This window comes from Nocardioides sp. SYSU D00065 (assembly GCF_017916425.1).
Taxonomy (GTDB): domain Bacteria; phylum Actinomycetota; class Actinomycetes; order Propionibacteriales; family Nocardioidaceae; genus Nocardioides.
This window is the reverse complement of the sequence record NZ_JAFMSX010000001.1, coordinates 1,052,638-1,072,804: the sequence shown is the minus strand read 5'-3', so window position 1 is coordinate 1,072,804 and position 20,167 is coordinate 1,052,638. Positions and strand designations below refer to the sequence as shown.

The window sequence follows — 20,167 nt, the reverse complement described above, 5'->3', positions numbered from 1 at the left end:
GCCCGACGCGGCGCCCAGGGGCGGTCCGGCGCATGACGGGCCTGCTGCTCGTCGGTGCCACCGGCCTGGCCCGCGAGGCCACGGCGGTGGCGGTGATGGTGCGCCACCCCGGTCCGGTGCAGGTCGTCGACGACGACGCGGCCCGCTGGGGCACCCTGCACGGCCTCGCGCCGGTGCTGGGCGCGGTCGAGACGGCGATCGAGCTCGACCACGACGTGGTGCTGACCCTCGGCAAGGGCCGGGTACGCCGGCGCACCGCCGCGCGGCTGGAGATGCTGGGCCTCGACGCCGGACGCTACGCCTCCCTCGTCCACCCGCGGGTCGTGCTGCCGGGCAGCTGCTGGCTCGGCACCGGCTGCGTCGCCCTGGACGGTGTCGTCCTCACCGCCGACGTCGAGGTGGGGGACCACGTCGTGCTCATGTCCCACGTCAGCCTGACCGTCGGGTGCGTCGTGGAGTCGTTCGCCACGCTCGGTGCCGGCGTGGCCCTCGGCGCGGGCGTGCACGTCGGCTCCGGGGCGGAGATCGGCATGAACGCCTCGGTCCGCGAGGGCGTGCGCATCGGCAGGGACGCCACCGTCGGGATGGGGTCAGTCGTGCTGGAGGACGTCCCCGCCGGCGAGACGTGGGCCGGCGTCCCGGCACGCCGCCTCCGGACCCGCGTCACCAGCTTCGGCTGACCGCCCCGGGGCGCTGGGGCGCCCAGGCGAAGTACGCCCGCAGCTCCCGGTTCCACCGGTTGGCGGGCAGTCCGTGGTCGAGCACCGCCATCCCCACGCAGTACTTGCTCAGCGAGACCGGACGGGCGCCCAGCGACCGGAGCACACGGTCCGTCGGCGCATCCCCGCCCCGGCTCTTCGACTCCAGCACGACGAGGCCGGTCGCCGGCCCGTACGACTGCCCCGACGGTCGCTCGAACCGGAGGTCGACGTCGCAGGTGACCCGGGTGCCGCGGACCGTGTCGACCAGTGTCGTGCGCCGGTAGAGCGTGGTGAGGGTCGGCTCGAGAGCCGGCACGTCGGTGGTCGCCCCCAGCCGCGCGGCGGCCAGGGCGCGCGCGTCGGCGTCGAGGTCGAAGCGGGATCCCAGCGGGTACGGGTAGCGCTCCTTGACGGTCTCGCCGCGGGACCCGACCCGCTTGAACTCCAGGAGGCACTCGCCGGAGTCGAGGTAGGCGCGGGTCCTGACCTTGGTGCGGCGCCGGCGCCCGTGGGCGTGCTGGTGGTAGCTCAGCAGCCCCGGAGTGTCGAAGTACACCGACTCGTAGCGGAACGCCCGGTGCTCGCCGATCTGCAGGACGTGGAGCTGGTCGCCGACGCGGTCGAGCAGCGCGCTCAGGCACTCGAGCCGGACGACGTACTTGCGGTCCACCCGAGCCTGCAGGTCGGCCGCGGCGAGGACCTCGTCGAGCGACGCGCGCCGCAGACCCGCCGTGAGGGCGGTTAGGAGCGGCTCGGCGGACACGCCGTCACCGCAGGTCGGTGGTCAGGCTCGTGCGGGGGGTGTCGCCGTCGCGACCGGTGAGGGACACCAGTGCGTCGGACAGCGGCGTGGCTGCCGGCAGCGTGGGCCCGCTCGCGGTGGCCGTCGCGGTGGCCGGCGCGGTGCCTGACGTGGTGGCGGGGAGGTCTGGCGCGACCAGCGGCACGAGGCTGGACCGAGCGCGGTATCGGACGTCGACGACGGTGAGGTCGCGCACCAGGTCGAGCTCCTGGACGATCAGGTGCCGCACGTCGATGCCGAGGTGCCGGATGTGGTCGCGCAGCACGGCCTCGTCCGCGATGGCGGTGTCGAGCGTGAGGAGCTGGCGCCGCGCGCGCGGCAGCAGCCGGGGGTGGTCGGCGACGTACATCACCGCGACGAGGAGGGCGGTGAGGACCGGCACCAGGGCCGGCGGTCCCCCGCCGACGCCGGCGAGGAGACCCAGCGCCAGCGCGACGAAGTAGTAGGCGATCTCCTCCTGGGTGATCATGTCGGAGCGCAGCCGGATGATCGACAGGATGCCGAACAGGCCGAGGCCGAGGCCGACGCCGACCGCCGTCGACGAGGTCAGCATCGCCGTGACGCTCAGGATCCCGATGTTGAGCGCGACGTAGGCGAGCAGCAGGTCGCGGCGCTGGTGGCGGCGGAAGTAGAGCGCGGCGATCGCGGTGATCGCCACGACGTCGCAGGCGATGGGCAGCAGGTGTTCGGTCACGGTTCCCCCTTGGGCCTCACTCAGCACCGTAGGTGGCCGTGCAGCGACTGCCGTCACCAAATCTGTCTATCTTCCGTTCACCTTCCAGGCGCATTCCGTTCACTCGCGACGGAGCGTGCTGGTCAGTCGTCCAGGGGCAGCAGGATCGTCCACATCGTGGCGTTGCCGGCCACGCTGTCGGCGGTCGCGGTCAGCTGGCCGTACGCGCCCGCGGGCACCGGCCCGCCGGAGTCGGCGAGGACGCTGCAGACCCGGCCGGCGTTGGCGGCACACGTCGCCTCGCGGGGGACGAGTCCGTCGGGCAGCGAGAACCCGGTGGTCGCGGAGGACTTGTCGGCCCAGTAGGACAGCGCCCAGTCGCCCGCGGACGCGTCGACGACCGGGGTGGTGTGAGCCGCGCGCGCCGCCGTCTCGGCGGCGCCGGCCAGCTGCGGGGCGAGCACGTCCCCGCGGTAGGTCGCGAGGCTCAGGGTGTACTTGGCCGCCGCGTCCATCGCGAAGCGCACCGTCCTGCCGCCGTCCCCGGACGCCGCGACCCGCGTGTAGACGAAGGTGCTCATCGTGCCCGACACGACACTGTCGGCGAGGGTCCATCCGGTCACACCGCCACCGGGTGCGCCGGGGACGCGGGTGGCGTCGTTGAGCGACAGCACCAGGACCAGGCGGTCCCCCGCGGAGGTGCCGGGGGGCACGACGGTGTTCGGGGTGGAGACGTTGCCCTGGTTGGCGCTGCTGCCCACGTAGGAGATCGGCCGCACCGCGACCGCAGCCACGTCTCGCGTGGTGCTGGCGGTGTCCTCGTCGTTGTCGGTGACCGTGAGCGTCACGGCGTACGAGCCCTCGGTGGCGAAGGTGTGGCTCGTGGTGGCCGTGCCCGTGCGGTCGCTCGAGCCGTCGCCGAAGTCCCAGTCGTACGACGTCACGCTGCCGTCGGCGTCGGAGGAGGCGCCCGCGTCGAAGGTGCACGCGAGGTAGCGGCACGTCGTGGTGAACGACGCGGCGGGCGGCGCGTTGGTGCGCCGCACCTGGACCGGCACCACCACCGACCCGGACGTGCCCTCGTCGTCGGTCACCGTCAGCGTGACGTCACGCGTGCCGGAGGTGACGAAGTCGTGGTGGGGCGTGGCCCCGGTGGCGGTGCTGCCGTCCCCGAAGTCCCAGGCGTAGGAGACCAGCGACCCGTCCGGGTCGCTCGAGGGCGTGGCGTCGAACGCGCAGGCGGCGCTCGAGCACGTGGAGGTGAAGGCGGCCGTCGGCGCCTGGTTGGGCTCGACGGTGCGCAGCACGACCGACCAGGTGGTCGCGGTCGCCGTGGCGGTGTCGGCGGTGGCGACGAGCCCGCCGTAGGCGCCGGCGGGGACCGCGGCGGCCGAGTCGGCCAGGACGCTGCACACGTGCCCCGAGCCGGTGCTGCACGCGGCGGAACGGCCGGTGACCGCGTCCGGCAGTGTGAAGCCGGTGGTGAGGGCGGACTTGTCCGCCCAGTAGGACACGACCCACGACCCGGGGGGCGCGTCGACGACGGGCGTCGGGTGGCCGGCCCGCGTCACGGTCTCGGCCCAGTCGGCGTGCACCAGTGCGCCGGCCCGCGCGCCGGAGTACGCGGCGACGGTCATGGTGTACTTCGCGGCGCCGTCGAGGGTGACCGTCACCCGCCGGTCCGCGTCGGCCGCCTCGGCGACCTTGCTGTAGACACGGGTCTGCATGCTCCCGGAGGTGGTGGTGCCCAGCACCGTCCACCCGGTGACGCCGGTCGGCTCGCCCATGGCGCGGGCCGTGTTGAGGGTCAGCGCCATGACCAACCGGTCCCCGGCCGACACGGTGCTCGGGAGCGTCACGTTGGGGGTGGCCACGTTGCCCTGGTTCGCCGCGCCCCCGACGTACGACACGGTGCTGGCCACCGGCGCGGCCACCACGACCTGCGCCACCGACGCCTCGTCGCTCGCCCCGTCGTCGTCGGTCACCGCCAGCGAGATCTGATAGGTGCCCGGGCGCTCGTAGGCGTGCGTCGTCGTGGCGCCGTCGCCGGTGTTGCCGTCGCCGAAGTCCCAGGCGTGGTCGACGAGGGTGCCGTCGCTGTCGGCCGAGGCGCTCGCGTCGACCTCGCACGTGAGGTAGGTGCAGCTGATGTCGAACGACGCCGTGGGGGCGACGTTGGGCTTGACCACCGACACCTGCTGGGTGGTGGTGCTCGTCAGGCCGCCGTCGTCGGTCACGGTGAGCGTCACGTCGTAGGTGCCGGTCTCCGCGAAGTCCTTCTGCGGGGTCGGCCCACCGGCCTCGTCGCCGTCGCTGAACGACCACTCGTAGGAGACCACGGTGCCGTCCGCGTCGCTCGAGCCGGTGGCGTCGAAGCTGCACGAGATGCCGCTGCAGCTCGAGGTGAACGCCGCGCTCGGGGCCGTGTTGGGCAGGACCGAGGCGAGGAAGACCGCCCTGCCGCGCCAGTCGAGGGTGGTGTCCGCGACCGTGGGGGAGCCGGTCGGGGCACCGTTCTCGAAGCCGATGCGCAGCAGCTGGCCGTTCGTCGAGCTCACGACGTAGAGGTCGGTGCCGTCGAGGAACATCCCCCGTGTGGCGCTCCAGCTGATGGTGCCGCCGGCGACGGTGCCCTCGACACCCCCGACGATGCCGCTGTCGGGCGAGAACCAGCGCCAGTAGAGGGAGTTCTGGCCGCTGCGCGTGTAGTAGATGCGACCGTGGGCGTAGAACATGCCGGTGACCGAGGCGAGCTGCGCGTACCAGGTGGGCAGGACGCCCGCGTAGGTCTGCCCCACCGTGCCGCTGCCTGTCTCAACGGTGCTCCACAGCGGGTCCTGGTACGGGTTGACCGCCGTCGGCGGGCCGAACGTGGTGCCGTCGAACGAGCGTCGGTAGAGCATCCCGTCGCTCTGCCCGTAGAACAGCGTGCGGCCGGCCATCACCGCGTGGCGCACGGTCGTCCAGTCGAACGAGCCCGTGCTCACGTCCGAGGCCGAGCTCACGGTGGAGCCGGTGAAGGAGACCACCCGCGCGACGGTGGCGTTGGGCGCGGCCGACAGGTTCAGGATCTCGATGGCGTTGACCTGCGGGTTGCCGAAGACGGTGTGGGTGAAGTCGATGTTGACGACGCCGTCGCTGGTGACGTCGAAGGACTTCATCGTGCCGCGGTTCACGCCCGGGTCGACGTTCGGGTCGTAGGACGAGAGCCGGCTGACGCCGTCGATCGACACGTTGAAGCGACGCGTGGTCGTGGACCGGCTCGCGAAGTAGAGCCGCACCCGCGCGCTCGTGCCGGCGGGCACCGGGAAGGCCCACTGCATCTCGTTGCCCCCGGCCGGGTCGTTGCGCTCGGAGGTCCAGATGCCGAGGGGTGTCGACGAAGGCACGTCGACCAGGCTGGCCGCGCTCAGCGCGCTGAAGCTCGCCGTGGTGCTGCCGGTGTTGCGCACGCTGCTGGTCGCTCCGCTGTCAGCCGCCCAGTCAGGTCCACCGTCCGTGGACGCGATGGCGGCGCCGCCCGCGTTGACCCGGTGCAGGACGTTGGTCGCGGCGAGCGGGGCGCCGATGTAGACGTTGCCCGGCAGGGAGCCCCGGCTCGTCGATGCGGTCTGGTAGCCCTCCGAGTAGGGGAAGAAGGCCAGCCTCGGGCGCTGGTAGCGGCGGTTGCCGACCCAGTCGGTGTCGCTGACCACCCACACCCCGGCGTCGGTCTCGTACACCTCGTAGGCGGCCTCCCCGCGCGGGTTGCGGCCGGGGTTCCACCTCAGCGGGATGCCCGTCTCCGGGTCGAGCGCGGAGAGCCCCGGCCGGGGGACGGCGCCCTGGGCGGCACGGTCGGAGCCGCTGGGGTTGTTCATCCAGCGGTTGTGGCCACCGACGTAGACGGCCGTGGAGGTCACCTCGACGCCCCAGAGCGTGTCGCCGCCCGAAGCGTTGGTCCAGGTGGGGCTCAGCGTCGTGCCGACGGCGTACGTCTCGAACCGGGCCGCGGTGTCGCACAGCGTGCCGCCGTGCGGACCGCCGGTCGTGGCCACCACGAAGAAGGTGCCGTCGGGTGACATCTCCACGTCGCGCATGTAGCTGTCGAAGGCCTGGGGGGAGCAGATCGGCGTGTAGCCGGTCGTGTACCAGTCCGGGGCGACCGCCGCGGTGGCCCCGCTCAGGTCGAGCATCACGATCTGGTCGCGCGCCAGCCCGCCCACCGTGCGGAAGTTGCCCACCACGACCATCCGGTCGCCGGCCGGTGTGACTCCCGCCTCGCGGATGCCCACCGGCGCCTTGGCGCCCGTCCCGGTGTTGTGGTTCCCCGCGACGGTGAGGTCGAGGAAGGGGTCGAGCGTCCCGGTCGTCGCGTCCAGCGTGGCCAGCTGGCCGTGTGGCACCCCGCCGACGCGGGTGAAGAAGCCTCCGATGAACAGGCGGTCGTCCGGCAGCAGCTCCATCGTCTGGATCCCGCCGTTGGTGGAGGGCGCGCGGAAGGACGTCACCGCCTGGCCGGTGTCGAGGTCGAGCAGCTGGACGTGGTTGGGACCCCTGCCGTTGATCTTGGTGAAGTCGCCGGCGACGTAGACGGTGTCGGGCGTGGGTCCGGGAAGCAGCTCCTGCACCCGGCCGTCGACCGTCGGGGCGAACGCCTGGTTCACCAGTCCCGTCGCGGCGTCGAACGCGACGAGGTTCTGCCGCGTGTGCAGGGTCCCGTTCATCGGGTCGGTGACCTGGGTGAACAGTCCGCCGGCGACCATCGTGTCGCCGACCTGGACGATCTCGGTGACCTCGCCGTCGAGCACCCAGGGCGTCCGCTTGCTCGGCACGTCGCCGGGCATCCGGTCGGCGGCAGGTGTCGACAGGGTCGCCGCGGCGACCGCCGGGGTGGCGAGTGTCGGAGTGGCGACTGTCGGGGCGGCTCCCGCGGCTGCCGCAGTGAGGGCGCCGGCCGGCAGCGACGCCGCCAGGCACGAGACGAGCGTGACGATCCGTCGCAGCCGCACGGGAGCCTCCTGGGTGACTGGTGGGTCCGAGAGCCGGTGGCGGGTCAGGGTCGCCGACCCCTGGGTCATTCGAGCCCGGTGCCGCGTCGACGGACCGGTCCGTGCACCGCTCTAGCCACGTTTGGGTAGGTAGGCGCGCTGGACGCGCCAGCCGCCGGGGCGGTATCCCGGGTCCTCGACCTGCTCGACCGTCAGCGAGCCGAACATCGGCAGACCGGTCGTCCGGCGCAGGACCCCCCAGGTGAGCGGCACCATCGCCACCATGGCGATGCCGACGCCCACGACGAGGCCCGGGTGTACCTCGTGCTCGCCGGCACCGAGCACGGACCACCCCGCCTTGTCGAGCAGGGCCACGCCCGACATGGTCAGCACCACGACGATCCCACGTCGGACGAACGACTGCCGCACCCGCGGCGCGAGCAGGCTCCCGAGCACCGTGCCGAGCACGGAGCCCAGCACGAGGGGCACCGTCACGCCCATGTCCAGCCCGTGGAGGGCGATGTTGGAGACCGCCGCGGCCAGCACGAGCGGCACCGCCTGCACCAGGTCGGTGCCGACGAGCCGTACGGCGGGCAGGCCGGGGTAGAGCATCAGCAGGGCGATCATGATGACCGAGCCCGAGCCGACGCTGGTGATGCCGACCAGGAGTCCGCCGAGCGCGCCGACGAGCAACGTCGGCACCGGCCGCACCTGCGGGGCCGCCGCCGCGGTGACGCCCCGGCGCATCCGGACGAGGTTGACGTAGAGCCGCACCGCGTAGGTCAGCGCAGCGAACAGCAGGGCGAAACCGATGCTGAGCTTCAGCACCCGGTCCAGGCCACCCGGCGGGGACAGCCAGCTGATCAGGTAGGGGCCGGCGAGCGCCGTGGGGACGGAGCCCGCGACGAGCCAACCGGCGAGACGCAGGTCGGGCGATCCCTCGCGCTTGTGCACCAGGGCGCCGCCGGACTTGTAGATCGCCGCGGCGGTCAGGTCGGCGGTGACCACCGTGGGCGCATCGCCGACTCCCAGGAAGATCAGCGCCGGGGTCATCAGCGCACCGCCTCCCATCCCGGTCAGTCCCACGACTGCCCCGACGAGGAAGCCCGCCACCAGGATCGACACGAAGGTCGTCGTCACGACGTCACCCATGTCCCACCTCTCATGTCGGGCGCCTTGCAGCGCCACCGGTCCTCGCGGCGCCTCCCGCCCCTCCGCGGCGCCACTCTGGGCGTGCGTCCGCCGGCCACGGGGTCTCCCGTGCGGATCCCCCACAAGTTGGGGAGGCGCGGAAGCCAGAGTCCGGGGGCCGAGCGGTACGGGTCCCCGGCGCGGCGGAGCGGTTCCTCGATTTCGGTGATAAGCCCCCGGAGCCCGGTGGACGGCTCCGGAGGCTACTTACGTTGCCGACGACACAGGTCCCCGGTCGGCACGCCGTGCCGCGAGCCGATCGGACCGAGAACTGCTCTGCGAGGGAGTGCAGCATGAACGGAACGCAGTCGGGTGGGCGCACGCTGCGCGGTGCCGCCATGGCGTCGGTGGCAGCGCTCGTCGGAGCACTCCTGGGCGTGGTCGCGCTCGCGCCGCCCGCCTCCGCGGCGGACGTGATCACGTTCCGGGCCGCCACCGAGGCGTCGTGGAACCAGACCACCGCACGGGTGACCATCCCAGCCGCCGTGCGGGCCACGGACGGCATGCTGCTGTTCGTCACGACCAACAAGGACGTCACGCTCACCGCCCCGGCCGGGTGGACGCTGGAGGGGACCCGGCTCTCGAACGTGGACACCGAGACCACCCTCTACAGCCGCGTCGCCGAGGCCGCAGACGCGGGCCGCAACGCGGCGGTGACGCTCTCGGAGACGGCCAAGACCTCGATGACGCTGCTGGCCTACGACGGGACCGCCGCCGACCCCGTCGCTGCGTTCGCCTCCGCGGCGGAGGTGTCGCCGGCCAAGGCCGCGCACGCGACCCCGGGCGCCGCAGTGGGCACCGCCGGCTCGTACGTCGTGTCCTACTGGGCCGACAAGTACGGCGAGGAGACCAACGGCTGGACCCTCCCGGCCGGCCAGACCCGGCGCAGCACCGTCTCCGGCGTCGGGGCCGGGCGCATCTCCGCCGTCGCCGCCGACGAGGGCGCGCCCGTCGGGGTCGGCGCCAGCCCGAGCCGTACGGCGACCAGCGCCGTCTCCAGCTCGAAGGCGACCATGTGGACCGTCGTGCTGCAGGCCGATCCCGACACGAACCCCAACGTCGCCCCGGTCGCCTCGTTCACCGTCGCCTGTCCCACCGCGACCTGCACGGTGGACGCGTCGGGCTCGACCGACACCGCTCCCGGCACGATCGCCTCGTACGCCTGGGACTTCGGCGACGACACCACCGGCACCGGCGTGACCACGACCCACACCTACGCGACCAGCGGCACCAAGACGATCACCTTGACGGTCACCGACAACCAGGGACTCACGCACTCGACGACGCGGACCGCGAGCGTCACCGTCGGCGGTGGCGGTGGGGCCGGTGCGCAGCCGGTGCCCGGTCACAACCGGCTGGTGCCACAGACGCCGCGCAGCAACACCCCGCGCATCAGCAACGGCGAGATCTGGGACATCGAGGTGGTGCCGCAGCTCAACCGGGTGTTCATCGCCGGCAACTTCACCTCGATCCAGAACACCGCGAGCGGCAACACCACGACCTACCAGCAGTCCGGGCTGGCCAGCTACAACATCTCGACCGGGCTCGTCGACGCCCAGTTCCGCCCGACGTTCAACGGCGGCGTCGCGGCCGTCGAGGCGACGCCGGACGGGACCAAGCTCTTTGTGGGCGGCTCGTTCAACACCGTCGGCGGCGTGACGAAGCAGAAGGTCGCCAGCCTCAACCTCACGACGGGTGCGCCGCTGTCCACCTTCGGCTTCACCAACAACACCAACAACCAGGTGCAGTCGCTGGCCGCGAGCAACTCCACGCTGTACGTCGGCGGTCGCTACTCGCGGATCAACGGCCAGCTGCGCACCGGCGTGGCCGCCGTCAACGCCGCGTCCGGCGCGGTCGACCTGGGCTTCGACAACTCCATCTCCGGCGGCATCGGGGTCAACGGCCAGCTCGGCGTCCCCCAGCTCAAGCTGACCCACGACAACAGCAAGCTGCTGGTCGTCCACACCGGCCGGCAGATCGACGGCCAGGACCGGCTCGGCATGGCCCTCATCGACACCGCCACCAAGCAGCTCCTGCCATGGCGCAGCCGGCTGTGGGACGAGAACCTGTCGCGCGTCGGCGGGGTGACCCGCATCTGCTGCGCCGACATCGCGCCCGACGACTCCTACTTCGTGGTCTCCAGCGGGTCCGGCGGCGACGCCCCGCCCATCAGCGACACCGCGATCCGCTACGACCTGGACGCGGAGTCCCTGCAGGACGACGACGCCCAGTACACGTGGATCTCCCGCCACTTCGACAGCATCTACTCGGTGGCGATCACCGAGCAGGCGGTCTACCTCGGCGGGCACTTCCAGTTCATCGAGTCCCCGAGCTCCGACGACCCGTGGCCCGGCCTCGACAACGTCGGCTACGGCACCGGGCAGGGCCTGTCCGGCTACGGCCTCGGCGACCAGGTGGTCCGCCGCGACCACATCGCCGCGGTCTCCACGGCGACCGGCAAGGCGCTCGAGTGGAACCCCACCGGCGGCTCGAACTCCTTCGAGGGCGACAAGGCCATGGAGGCGACCGCACGCGGGTTGTTCGTCGGCGGCGACGGCATGTTCAAGGGCGGCGTGCGCACCGGCCGGGTCGGGTTCTTCGACCTCACCACCGAGACGTTCCCCGCGCCGGCGCCCGACACCACGATCACCACGCCCATCGAGGGCCGGGTCGTGGCCAACAACGCGCCCTTCGACGTCACCGGCACCGCCCGCGTGGCGACCGGCACCGTCGGGCGGGTGCAGGTGTCGATCCGCGACCGGGACAGCGGCCAGTACCTGCAGGACAACGGCACCGCCTTCACGACGTTCGGCAGCACGAACAACACGCTGAACGCCACGCTGTCGGGCACGGGCACCACGCGCACCTGGTCGGTCCCGGCCACCGTCACGGTCAACCGCAACATGATCGTCACCGCCACGGCGTTCACCGCGGCCACCGGCGGGACGGGTGACTCCACGCCCGCCACGAAGAAGTTCGAGTCCTTCAGCCTCGAGGACCAGACACCCACCACCAGCATCAACGGCCCGAGCGGCGTCCAGACCTCGACCACCTTCACGATGACGGGCACCGCTGTCGACGACAAGGGTGTCAACTCGCTCACCTACTGGTTCCGTGACGAGCAGCAGCGCTACCTGCAGGCCGACGGCACGGTCGACAGCATCTTCCACACCTTCCGCGGCGAGCCGGACGTCATCGGTGCCACCAACGCCACGTGGTCCTACGAGGTGACACTGCCGCACGAGGGCCTCTGGCGCGGCAGCGCGACCGCGGTCGACACCACCGGCCAGGCCGACCTCCGCAGTGCGACCCGGGACTGGACCGTGGACTCCACAGCGGTGGCCCCCACGGTCGCGATCCGCGCGCCCGCCGAGATGACGCCGCCCTTCGCCGTCCCGGCGGTCAACGTCGAGCCGGGGAGCCGGGTCACCTTCTCCGGCACGGCGGCCGACGACGCGGGCCTGAAGAACGTCGAGATCTCGCTGCGCAACACCTCGACCGGCCAGAACCTCGGCAGCGATTGCACCTGGGGCAACGTCAACGCCGGCAACTGCCGGATCTCGCCGGTCGACATCAGCGGGTCCACCTACGGCTGGAGCTGGACCACGCCGTTCGACCTGACGCCCGGCACCTACACGTTCACCGTCCGGGCCACCGACGACGAGGACCTGACGACCTCCTCGACGAACAGGGGCTCGCTCACCCTCAACGCGCAGTATCCCGGCGACCTGCCGCCGGACACGATCATGTCCTTCTCACCCCCCACCGACCAGTCGCTCACGGTCAACCTGCTCGGCTCGGCCAGCGACGACCTCGGGGTGGAGAGCGTGCGGGTCTCGCTGCAGGACCGCGACACCGGGCGCTACCTGCAGGCCAACGGCACCATGTCGTCGACCCTGGCCACCCGCACCGCGACCCTGGGGACCCCGGGCGGCACCAGCACCACCTGGTCGCTGCCTCCCATCACCCTGCCCAGCGGCGGCAACTGGCGCTTCACCGCGACCGCGTTCGACGCCGCGCGCGGCCAGCAGGACGGCACCCCGGCGACGGGCAGCTACCGGGTCTACCCCGGCGACGGCCTGCCCACGCTGTCGGACACGCTCGGGCAGCCGCAGAGCGGGGCCACCTTCGAGGGCGGCAAGATCGTGGTGACCGGCCGCGCGGAGGACGCCCCGGACCAGTACGCCGGCATCGCCGCGGTCCAGGTGGCGATTGTGAACTCGGCCGGCCAGTACATGAGCTCGACGGGCACCTTCACCAGCACCGCGCCGAGCTTCCGCACGGCCTTCCTCAACAGCCCCGGCAGCGTCGGCTCGAACTACTCCTACACCACGCCGGTGATCCCGGCCGGCACCTACAGCGTGGTCGTGCAGTCCGTCGACGTCCACGACCAGGTGATGAACCCGCCGCGCACCAGCACCGGGGTCGTCGTCTCGCAGCCGCCGAACAACCCGCCGGTGCCGAGCTTCACCTACAGCTGCAACCAGAACGTCTGCACCTTCGACGGACGCGGGTCGACCGACGAGAACGCGGCGTCGCTGACCTACACCTGGAGCTTCGGCGCCTCGACGGGCACGACGACCAACGCCAGCGGACCGCTGCCGACCCGGACGTTCAGCGGGCCCGGCACGTTCCCGGTCACCCTGACCGTGCGCGACGAGTGGCAGTCCTCGGTCACCTCGGCGGCGCAGAACGTGACGATCACCGAGCCCGCGGGCAACAGCGCGCCGGTGCCGACGTTCACGCAGAGCTGCCTGGGCACCACCTGCTCGGTGAGCAGCCAGGGCACGGCGGATCCCAACACCGGTGACACGATCTCGTACTCGTGGAACTGGGGCGACGGCACGCCGGTCAGCACGGGGGCGTCCCCGGCGGCGCACGCCTACGCCGCTCCAGGCGCGTACACGATCACGCTGACCACGACGGACGGGTGGGGCAAGGCCGCCTCGACGACCCGCAACATCAACCTCGTCGAGCCGAACGGCAACACCGCCCCGGTGCCGCAGTTCACGGCGAGCTGCGTGTCCTTCACGACCTGCACGTTCAACAGCGCCGGCACGACGGACGCCCAGGGCGACACCATCAGGTATGCGTGGAGCTTCGGTGACACCGCCACGAGCACCGCGGCGAACCCCTCGCGCACCTACGCCGGACCGGGCACCTACACGGTGACCCTCGTCGTCTCCGACGTCTGGGGCAAGAGCGCCACGGCCACCCGCACGGTGACGATCGAGGAGCCGTCGAGCAACAACGCGCCCACCGCGGTGATCGCCTCGGGGACCTGCACGACCTTCACCACGTGCGCCATGAGCGCCACGGGGAGCAGCGACCCGGACACCGCGAGCGGCGACGGCATCCGCAACTACCAGTGGTCGTGGGGCGACGGCACCGCCGACACGCTGGGCACGTCGGCGAGCCAGTCGCACGTGTTTCCCCAGGCCGGCACCTACACGGTGACGCTGCGGGTGATCGACAAGTGGGGACGCTCCAGCGCGCCGGTCACCCGTACCGTCACCACCCAGGCCGAGCCGGCGGGGAACAACGCCCCGAGCGTCACCTTCACGACCAGCTGCAGCGCCCGCACCTGCACCACCAACAGCTCGGGCACGAGCGACGCGGACGGCGGCATCCGGAGCTACTCCTACGACTGGGGCGACGGCACGGCGACCAGCACGACGGCCAACGCGACGCACGCCTACGTCGCGGCCGGGACGTACACGATCGCGCTGACGGTGACCGACAACTGGGGCCGCAGCACGACGGTGAACCGCACCGTCACGGTCACCTGAGGCGGCCTCGGAGGGTCTCGCGAGGCGGGCCGCGGACCCGAGGGGTCCGCGGCCCTCCCACGTGCCTCCCACGCGTCGGGGCTTGGACTCGCGGGGTCGTTCGCCCCTAGACTCCCGAGCGCTTGGCGTGGATCGTTCACCGGCAACGGGGGCTCGTGTCGGTGGACGCGTCAAGCCGGCATCCGTCCCGGGATGTCGTGCCCCGTCCCAGCGGCGCGGCCCCGCGGTGCTCGCGAGCACCCCCGTCGGGGCGTGCGCCGACACTCGGAAGGTCCCCATGCAGCACGTCTCCCGCCGCCATGTCCTCGGCTTGGTCGGTGCCGCCGGCGCCGGCGTCGCGGTCGCATCGACCCAGCCCGCCGGCGCCTCCGCCGGCGACACCGCTCTCCACGACCACGGCCGCCGCCGGCAGCGCGGCCGCCGCACCGGGATCAAGGGCGTCAGCGCCCTGGGCGTCCCGCTGATCGGCATGAGCGCGCCCGCCGAGGTGTGGCACGCACGCCACCGCGCCGTGGGACCGGGTGTGGGCGCCCGCCGCATCTTCGCCGATCTCGCCGACGGTCCGACCAGCCAGCTCTCGCTCGTGCGGGAGGCGCACGCGGCGGGCCAGCTCCCCGTCATCTCCTACAAGGCGGGCGGCGACGTCGACGCCGTGGTCGCCGGTCAGTACGACGCCGCCGCCGCCGCGGCGGCGGCGCGGCTGGCCGCCTTCGACAGGCCCACGGCGGTGGTGTTCTGGCACGAGCCGCACGGCGACATGACCCCCGCGCAGTACGTCGCCGCCAGCATGCGGATCCTGCCCTTCTTCAAGCGCGACCGGCTCGAGGTGGGGCCGCTGCTCAACGGTTGGCTGCTCGACCGCCAGGCCGAGGTGTTCGCCCAGTACGCCCCCGACGAGCTGCTGCGGACGTGGGACTGGTTCGGCTTCGACACCTACGAGTCCGGGACGATGGAGAGCCCCGGCGCGGTGAAGCCCGCGTCACGGATCCCGGCGGCGGCGGCCTTCCTGGCGCAACGCGGGTTCCAGCTCCCGCTGGGTGTCGGCGAGTACAACGGCTACTCGGCGCAGTCCATCACCGATGTCGGCAACGCCCTGCTGTCGACGCCCAACGTGTGGTTCGGCTGTCTGTGGAACACCACCGGCGGCAAGGGCGTCGAGCTCAGTGGCGACCGGCTCGAGGCCTTCCGCGGCACCCTGGCGAAGGCCCGCGCGCGCCGCGCCCGTCGCCGCCGGCGCCGCTGAGTCGGATCGTCGGCGGCGCCGTCGGCGTGCCGGGGCGTCAGCGAGGCACCACGTTGGCGGAGCGTGCCGAGGCCGGGCCGGTGCCGACCGCGTTGATCGCGACGACCTCGAAGCGGTAGTTGCCGGCGGGGAGCGTGAACTCGCGCTGCCGCACCGACGGACCGAGGATGCGCGAGGTCGTGCGCGACAGCACGGTGGCATCGGCCGCCGAGGAGCTCATCCGCAGGGCGGTGACCCGGTAGCCGGTGATCGCGGAGCCTCCCGTGCTGGTGGGTGCCGACCAGCGCGCGATCGCGGTCAGGTCGCCGCCGAGGGGCCCCGGCGACGGGGTGCCGATGATCGGCGCGCCGGGCGCGGTGGCAGTGTTGGTGGGCGTGACGGAGTTGGACAGGGCGGAGTACGCGCCGGTGCCGGCGTCGTTGGTGGCCGCGACCTGGAGGCGGTAGCTCGTGCCGTTGGTCAGGCCGGTGACGGTGAGGCCGGTGGCCGACGCGGGGGCGGGTCGCAGTGCCCCGACCTGGGCGCCGGTGGGCCCGACCACGCGGACCAGGTAGCCGGTGAGCGGTGCGCCGCCGTCGCTGCTGGGCGCGGTCCAGGTCAGGGTGGCGCTGGTGTTGCCGGCCGTGGCGGTGCCGACCGTCGGCGCGGACGGGGCGGTCACCACGGGGCCCGCGCCGCGGGGGGTGCCGGGCGTGCCGGCGCCGCTGGAGAGTGCCCAGCTCGAGCCCAGGTCGTTGTCCGCGGCGGGGTCCTGCAGCTCGAGCGACTGACCGCTGGTGGGCACCGGCCAGCCCGCGCCGCCATAGGTCACGGTGTCCGCCGTCGTCCCGTCGGCCCGGGTGAGGGTGAGGGTCCCTGCTGCGGGGAGCGCGCCGGAGAAGCGGTCGCCGACGAAGACCCCGGCGCCGTGGGCGGCGCGGAACGCGGGGTCGTTGCCGACGAAGGTCATCGCGGTCCTCGGCAGGATCACCGTGCCGGGCTGCACCGTGAGGGCGGTCGCGCCGCCGATCGACCAGCCGGAGAGGTCGACGGCCTGGGTCCCGGGGTTGTAGAGCTCGACGAACTCCGCCGGGTCGCCGCCGGCGGGGGAGTGCTGGATCTCGCTGACGATGACGTCCGGGGTCGCCTGCTGGGCGCCCGGGACGCGGGAGTCGTTCGCGAACGCCGTACGCCGTGCGGCGATGTCGTCGAAGAGCCGCTTGCGGAAGGTCGCCCAGCTCACCGGGTTGCCGGGGTAGGGCCACGCGGCGTAGTCCAGGGGCGCGACCGGCTGCGCCGCCCCCAGCCGGGCGTCGTACAGCGCCTCCATCCGCCCGGGCGCCAGCAGGTCGTCGACGAGCGTGCGCAGGCGCCGGAAGTACATGGTGCGCCACGTCGGCTCGGCCAGGATGGCGCGCATGAGGGCGCTGGTGTTGTCGCCGGGCTCGGCCGGGGTCACGAAGGCGCTGTCGACGTTGCAGCACCCGTTGCCGAGCGTGTGGTCGAGGTCCCACGGCAGGATGCGCCACCGGCCCGTGGTCGGCTCCTGCGCGAGGTAGAAGTTCTTCGACGCGGAGTCGTGGTGCTCGACGATGGCGGTCACCGCCGCGTAGTTGAGCATCTGGGGCAGGTCGGCGTTGGCGAGCAGGTGGTTGCGCTGGGCGGTCCCGGTCAGCCGGACGCCGCTGACGAAGGCCGCGATGGGCGCGAAGTCGGTCTCGTCGGGCGACTTCTTGGAGAACTGCACGGAGATCGGCCGGGTGGAGAAGGCGCTCGTCTCAGCCTCGTAGAACTGGTCGTCGTCGTACCCCTCGCGCTCGCGCCAGGTCCCGTCGTAGGTCTCCTGCAGCGTGTACAGGCCTTGGAAGGCGCCGTTGCGCTGGGTGCGGACCGGGAACATCGTGTGGTCCTCGAAGCCGGCCCGGGCGTAGGCGTCCCAGGACAGGATCGCCCGGCCGTGGGAGCGGTCGCTCCAGTCGGCCTGCATGTCGAGCTCGTCGACCGGCTCCACGAGGAGCCCGGGCATGTCGAAGTCGTAGCCCGCAGGGGTCTTGAACTTCCAGCTGACCTTGGGGTCGCGCTGCGAGGCGTGCCCCTTGATCTCCATCGAGACGTTGTCGTAGACGCGGCCCTCGTAGGCGATCGCCCCCTGGACGACGATGTCGACGGTCGGGTTGTTGACCAGGTTGGTGTAGTCCGAGGGGGCGATGAACCACTCCCACTGCGGGATCGGGCTGCTGATGCCGCTCGGCACCACGACGCCCCGATAGGTGACGGTGTCGTCGCTGCGGGGGGAGGTCGTCGTGGCGGTCGCGTTGGTGGCCTGCACCCGGTAGCGGATGAGGTGGCCGGCCGCGGCGCCGGGGATGGTCGCGGTCCACGTGTCGCCGCCGGTCGCGGTCATCGGCACGGTCTGCTCGGCGGCGAAGTCGGTGCGGTATCGCACGACCGCGCTGGCGTGGCCGGTGATCGTGGCGCTGATGGTGACGGCCTCGCCGGCGGCGGGGGTCGTGGTGCTCGGCGTGACGGCGGTGATCCGCGGGCCCAGCCCGCTGCGACGCACCGAGTTCGCCGCTCCGGGGGTCCGGCCGGCGGCATTGGTCGCGGCGGCCCAGTTGAGGAAGTCGTTGTTGTCGAGGCGGGCGTCGACGAGCTCGAGGGAGGGACCGGTGCCGTCGGCCTTCACGGGCCAGGGGTCGGCCTCGCCGTAGGCGACGGTGTCGATGGTCGTGCCCGCGGCGTCCTTGAGCGAGACGGTCTCTCCGGAGTTGGACAGGTTGCCGCCGTAGACGGCGGCGGGGGCGAACCCGTAGCTGGCCTGGAACTGCGCGGCGTCCTTGGCGACGACCAGGAAGCCACCGGGGGCGATCGTGGTGCCGGCGGGGAGGGTGAGCGTGATGCCGCTGAAGGTCCACCCGGACAGGTCGACGGGGGTGGTGCCGATGTTCGTCAGCTCGAGGTAGTCGTCGCCGTCGAGGTCGGACACGGCGTGGTACATCATCTCGTTGATCACCACGTCCGTGGCGGCCGCGCTCGCCGGGGAGACGGTGGTGGTGCTCAGCGCGCCCGCCGCGGTGGCGGTCGCAGCCAGCAGCGTCACGAGCTTGGTGCGTGGTCCGGTCATGTCGTTCAGGCCCGTCTGTCGGTGTCGCTCGCGTCGCTGGTCGCACCGGCCGTTGCCGGCGGACGCCTGGAGCCTCGAACGTAGGTCGGCCGTCGGAGAGGCCTCAACCTCAGTTTTGGTGAAAGCCCGGGCGCGGGGTCAGGCGGCGGTGGGGCCGGGGCGCGCCGGTGCGTGCCGTGGCCTGAGCGCGGTGCGGAACGCGGCGAGCTCGAGGGGCCCGCGCCACGTCCACAGCACGGCGCCGTAGCCGATCGCGGCCGCGGCGGTGAGCGAGATGCCGACGACCAGGGGCAGGTCGGCGAGCCACAGCACCGCGTCCACGAGGCCGAAGCACCCGAGCGCGGCGAGGCCGACGCGCAGCGACGGCGCCGTTCCGGGCCACATGTCGAGGTGGCGGCGGACCTGGAACAGCGGCAGGAGGTTGCGCACCACGATCGCGACCGCCCAGGCGATCGCCGCGCCCCGGATGCCCAGAGGCGGGATGAGGACGAGGTTGAGGCCGACGTTGACGGCGAGCGCGACGGTGCTGTTGCGGAGGCTCAGCCAGCTGCGCCCGGCCATGAGCAGCACCGAGTCGACGGGGCCGCAGGCGGTCGCCAGGAGCATCGTCAGGGAGAGGATCACCACCACGTCGGAGGCCGACGCGTAGCCCTCGCCGAAGAGGGCCATGAGCGCCGGCGCGAAGCCGGCTGTGACGAGGTAGAGCGGCCAGGCCGCGATCATGCTCCACCGGGTGGCGGCCTGGAACACCGCGTTGGCAGCGCGCTGCTCGCCGCGCGCGAACAGCGAGCTCATCTGCGGCGAGAGCGCCTGCTGCACCGACTGCACGAACAGCTGCCCGAGCACGATGAACCGGCTGGCTGCGGTGTAGAGGGCGGCCTCGGCCGGCGAGGCCAGCGCGGCGACCATCACGATGTCGGAGCGCTTGAGGGCGGTCTGGGTGACGCGAGCGATGCCGCGGGCCGCGGTGTAGGACCAGAACTCGCGTGCCAGCACCGCCCAGGGCGTGGCCGGCGCCCGCCCGCCCGCCCCACGACGCAACAGGCGAGAGAGCCAGACCGTCGAGACGGCCAGGCCCGGGACGTAGGGAACCGCCCAGGCCAGGGCCAGCATCACCGTGCCGCCGCCGGCCAGGTAGGTGAGGACGACCAGCAGGGACTGCAGCCCGAGGCGGCCGATGTTCTCGACGATCACGGTCGGGCGCATCGAGCCGGCTCCGCGGGTGGCGGCCAGCACCAGGTCGTGCAGGGCCGCGACGGGGAGGACCAGCGCGAGGGCGCGGAGCATCCCCGCCATCGTGTCGGCCTCCGCGTCCCCGACGAGGTACGGCGCGACACCGGACGCGACGGTGTGCAGACCTGCCGCGACGACCACGGAGAACAGCAGCACGGGGGCCACCGCGACCACGACCGTGCGGCGGAGATCGCCGGCACGGTCGGAGCCGAGCTGGGTGGGCAGCCACCGCACGAGGCCGGTGTCGGTGCCCAGCAGCGCGACCGACTCCAGGATCAGGAAGGCTGCCGTCGCAGCGAACAGGGTGCCGGCCACCGCCGGGGAGAAGCCGTTGGTGACGATGACGACCAGCACGACCCCGAAGACCCCGCTGAAGCCGGCGCCGATCATGCTGGCGGTGCCCCGCCTGGCCAGCCGCTCCAGCTGGCCGCTGTGCGGCGAGGCCCGACCAGCGGGGGACAC

Annotated in this window: 9 protein-coding genes; 3 read left to right on the top strand and 6 right to left on the bottom strand. The window is 72.6% G+C overall.

The features are described 5' to 3' along the window. Nucleotides 1-32: 32 nt before the first annotated feature. Nucleotides 33-680, top strand: a complete 648-nt coding sequence (locus J3P41_RS05075; protein WP_210649116.1) for an acetyltransferase — start codon at nt 33-35, stop codon at nt 678-680. On the opposite strand, the gene J3P41_RS05070 is transcribed toward J3P41_RS05075, so the two are convergent. The 4 genes from J3P41_RS05070 to J3P41_RS05055 all read right to left on the bottom strand — a co-directional run bounded on the left by J3P41_RS05070 (nt 664) and on the right by J3P41_RS05055 (nt 8,298). Beyond that, entirely contained in the window at nt 664-1,464 is an 801-nt protein-coding gene (locus J3P41_RS05070; protein WP_210649115.1) for a VTC domain-containing protein, read from the bottom strand. The two genes, J3P41_RS05075 and J3P41_RS05070, sit on opposite strands and share 17 nt — an antisense overlap. A 4-nt stretch (nt 1,465-1,468) precedes the next feature. Next, nucleotides 1,469-2,197, bottom strand: a complete 729-nt coding sequence (locus tag J3P41_RS05065; protein ID WP_210649114.1) for a DUF4956 domain-containing protein — start codon at nt 2,195-2,197, stop codon at nt 1,469-1,471. Nucleotides 2,198-2,319: 122 nt separating this feature from the next. Next, complete coding sequence (locus J3P41_RS05060; RefSeq protein ID WP_210649113.1) at nt 2,320-7,167, bottom strand: PKD domain-containing protein; 4,848 nt, start codon at nt 7,165-7,167, stop codon at nt 2,320-2,322. Nucleotides 7,168-7,278: 111 nt separating this feature from the next. After that, nucleotides 7,279-8,298 carry a sulfite exporter TauE/SafE family protein gene (locus J3P41_RS05055; protein ID WP_210649112.1) on the bottom strand — a complete coding sequence of 340 codons (1,020 nt, stop codon included), beginning with the start codon at nt 8,296-8,298 and terminating at the stop codon, nt 7,279-7,281. A 332-nt stretch (nt 8,299-8,630) separates the two neighbouring features. Between J3P41_RS05055 and J3P41_RS05050 the strand changes: the two genes are divergently transcribed. Beyond that, a complete protein-coding gene (locus J3P41_RS05050) occupies nt 8,631-14,126 on the top strand; it encodes a PKD domain-containing protein (RefSeq protein WP_210649111.1) in 5,496 nt (1,831 codons plus the stop codon). Between the two features lie 277 nt (nt 14,127-14,403). After that, nucleotides 14,404-15,369, top strand: coding sequence for a hypothetical protein (locus tag J3P41_RS05045; RefSeq protein ID WP_210649110.1), 966 nt, complete (start codon nt 14,404-14,406; stop codon nt 15,367-15,369). 37 nt (nt 15,370-15,406) lie between these two features. Here J3P41_RS05045 and J3P41_RS05040 read toward each other — a convergent pair whose 3' ends face one another. Both J3P41_RS05040 and J3P41_RS05035 read right to left on the bottom strand, forming a co-directional pair. Continuing rightward, nucleotides 15,407-18,472 carry a lamin tail domain-containing protein gene (locus tag J3P41_RS05040; RefSeq protein ID WP_210649109.1) on the bottom strand — a complete coding sequence of 1,022 codons (3,066 nt, stop codon included), beginning with the start codon at nt 18,470-18,472 and terminating at the stop codon, nt 15,407-15,409. A 138-nt stretch (nt 18,473-18,610) separates the two neighbouring features. Next, nucleotides 18,611-20,167 (bottom strand): oligosaccharide flippase family protein, encoded by a 1,557-nt coding sequence (locus J3P41_RS05035; RefSeq protein WP_210649108.1) that lies wholly within the window; start codon nt 20,165-20,167, stop codon nt 18,611-18,613.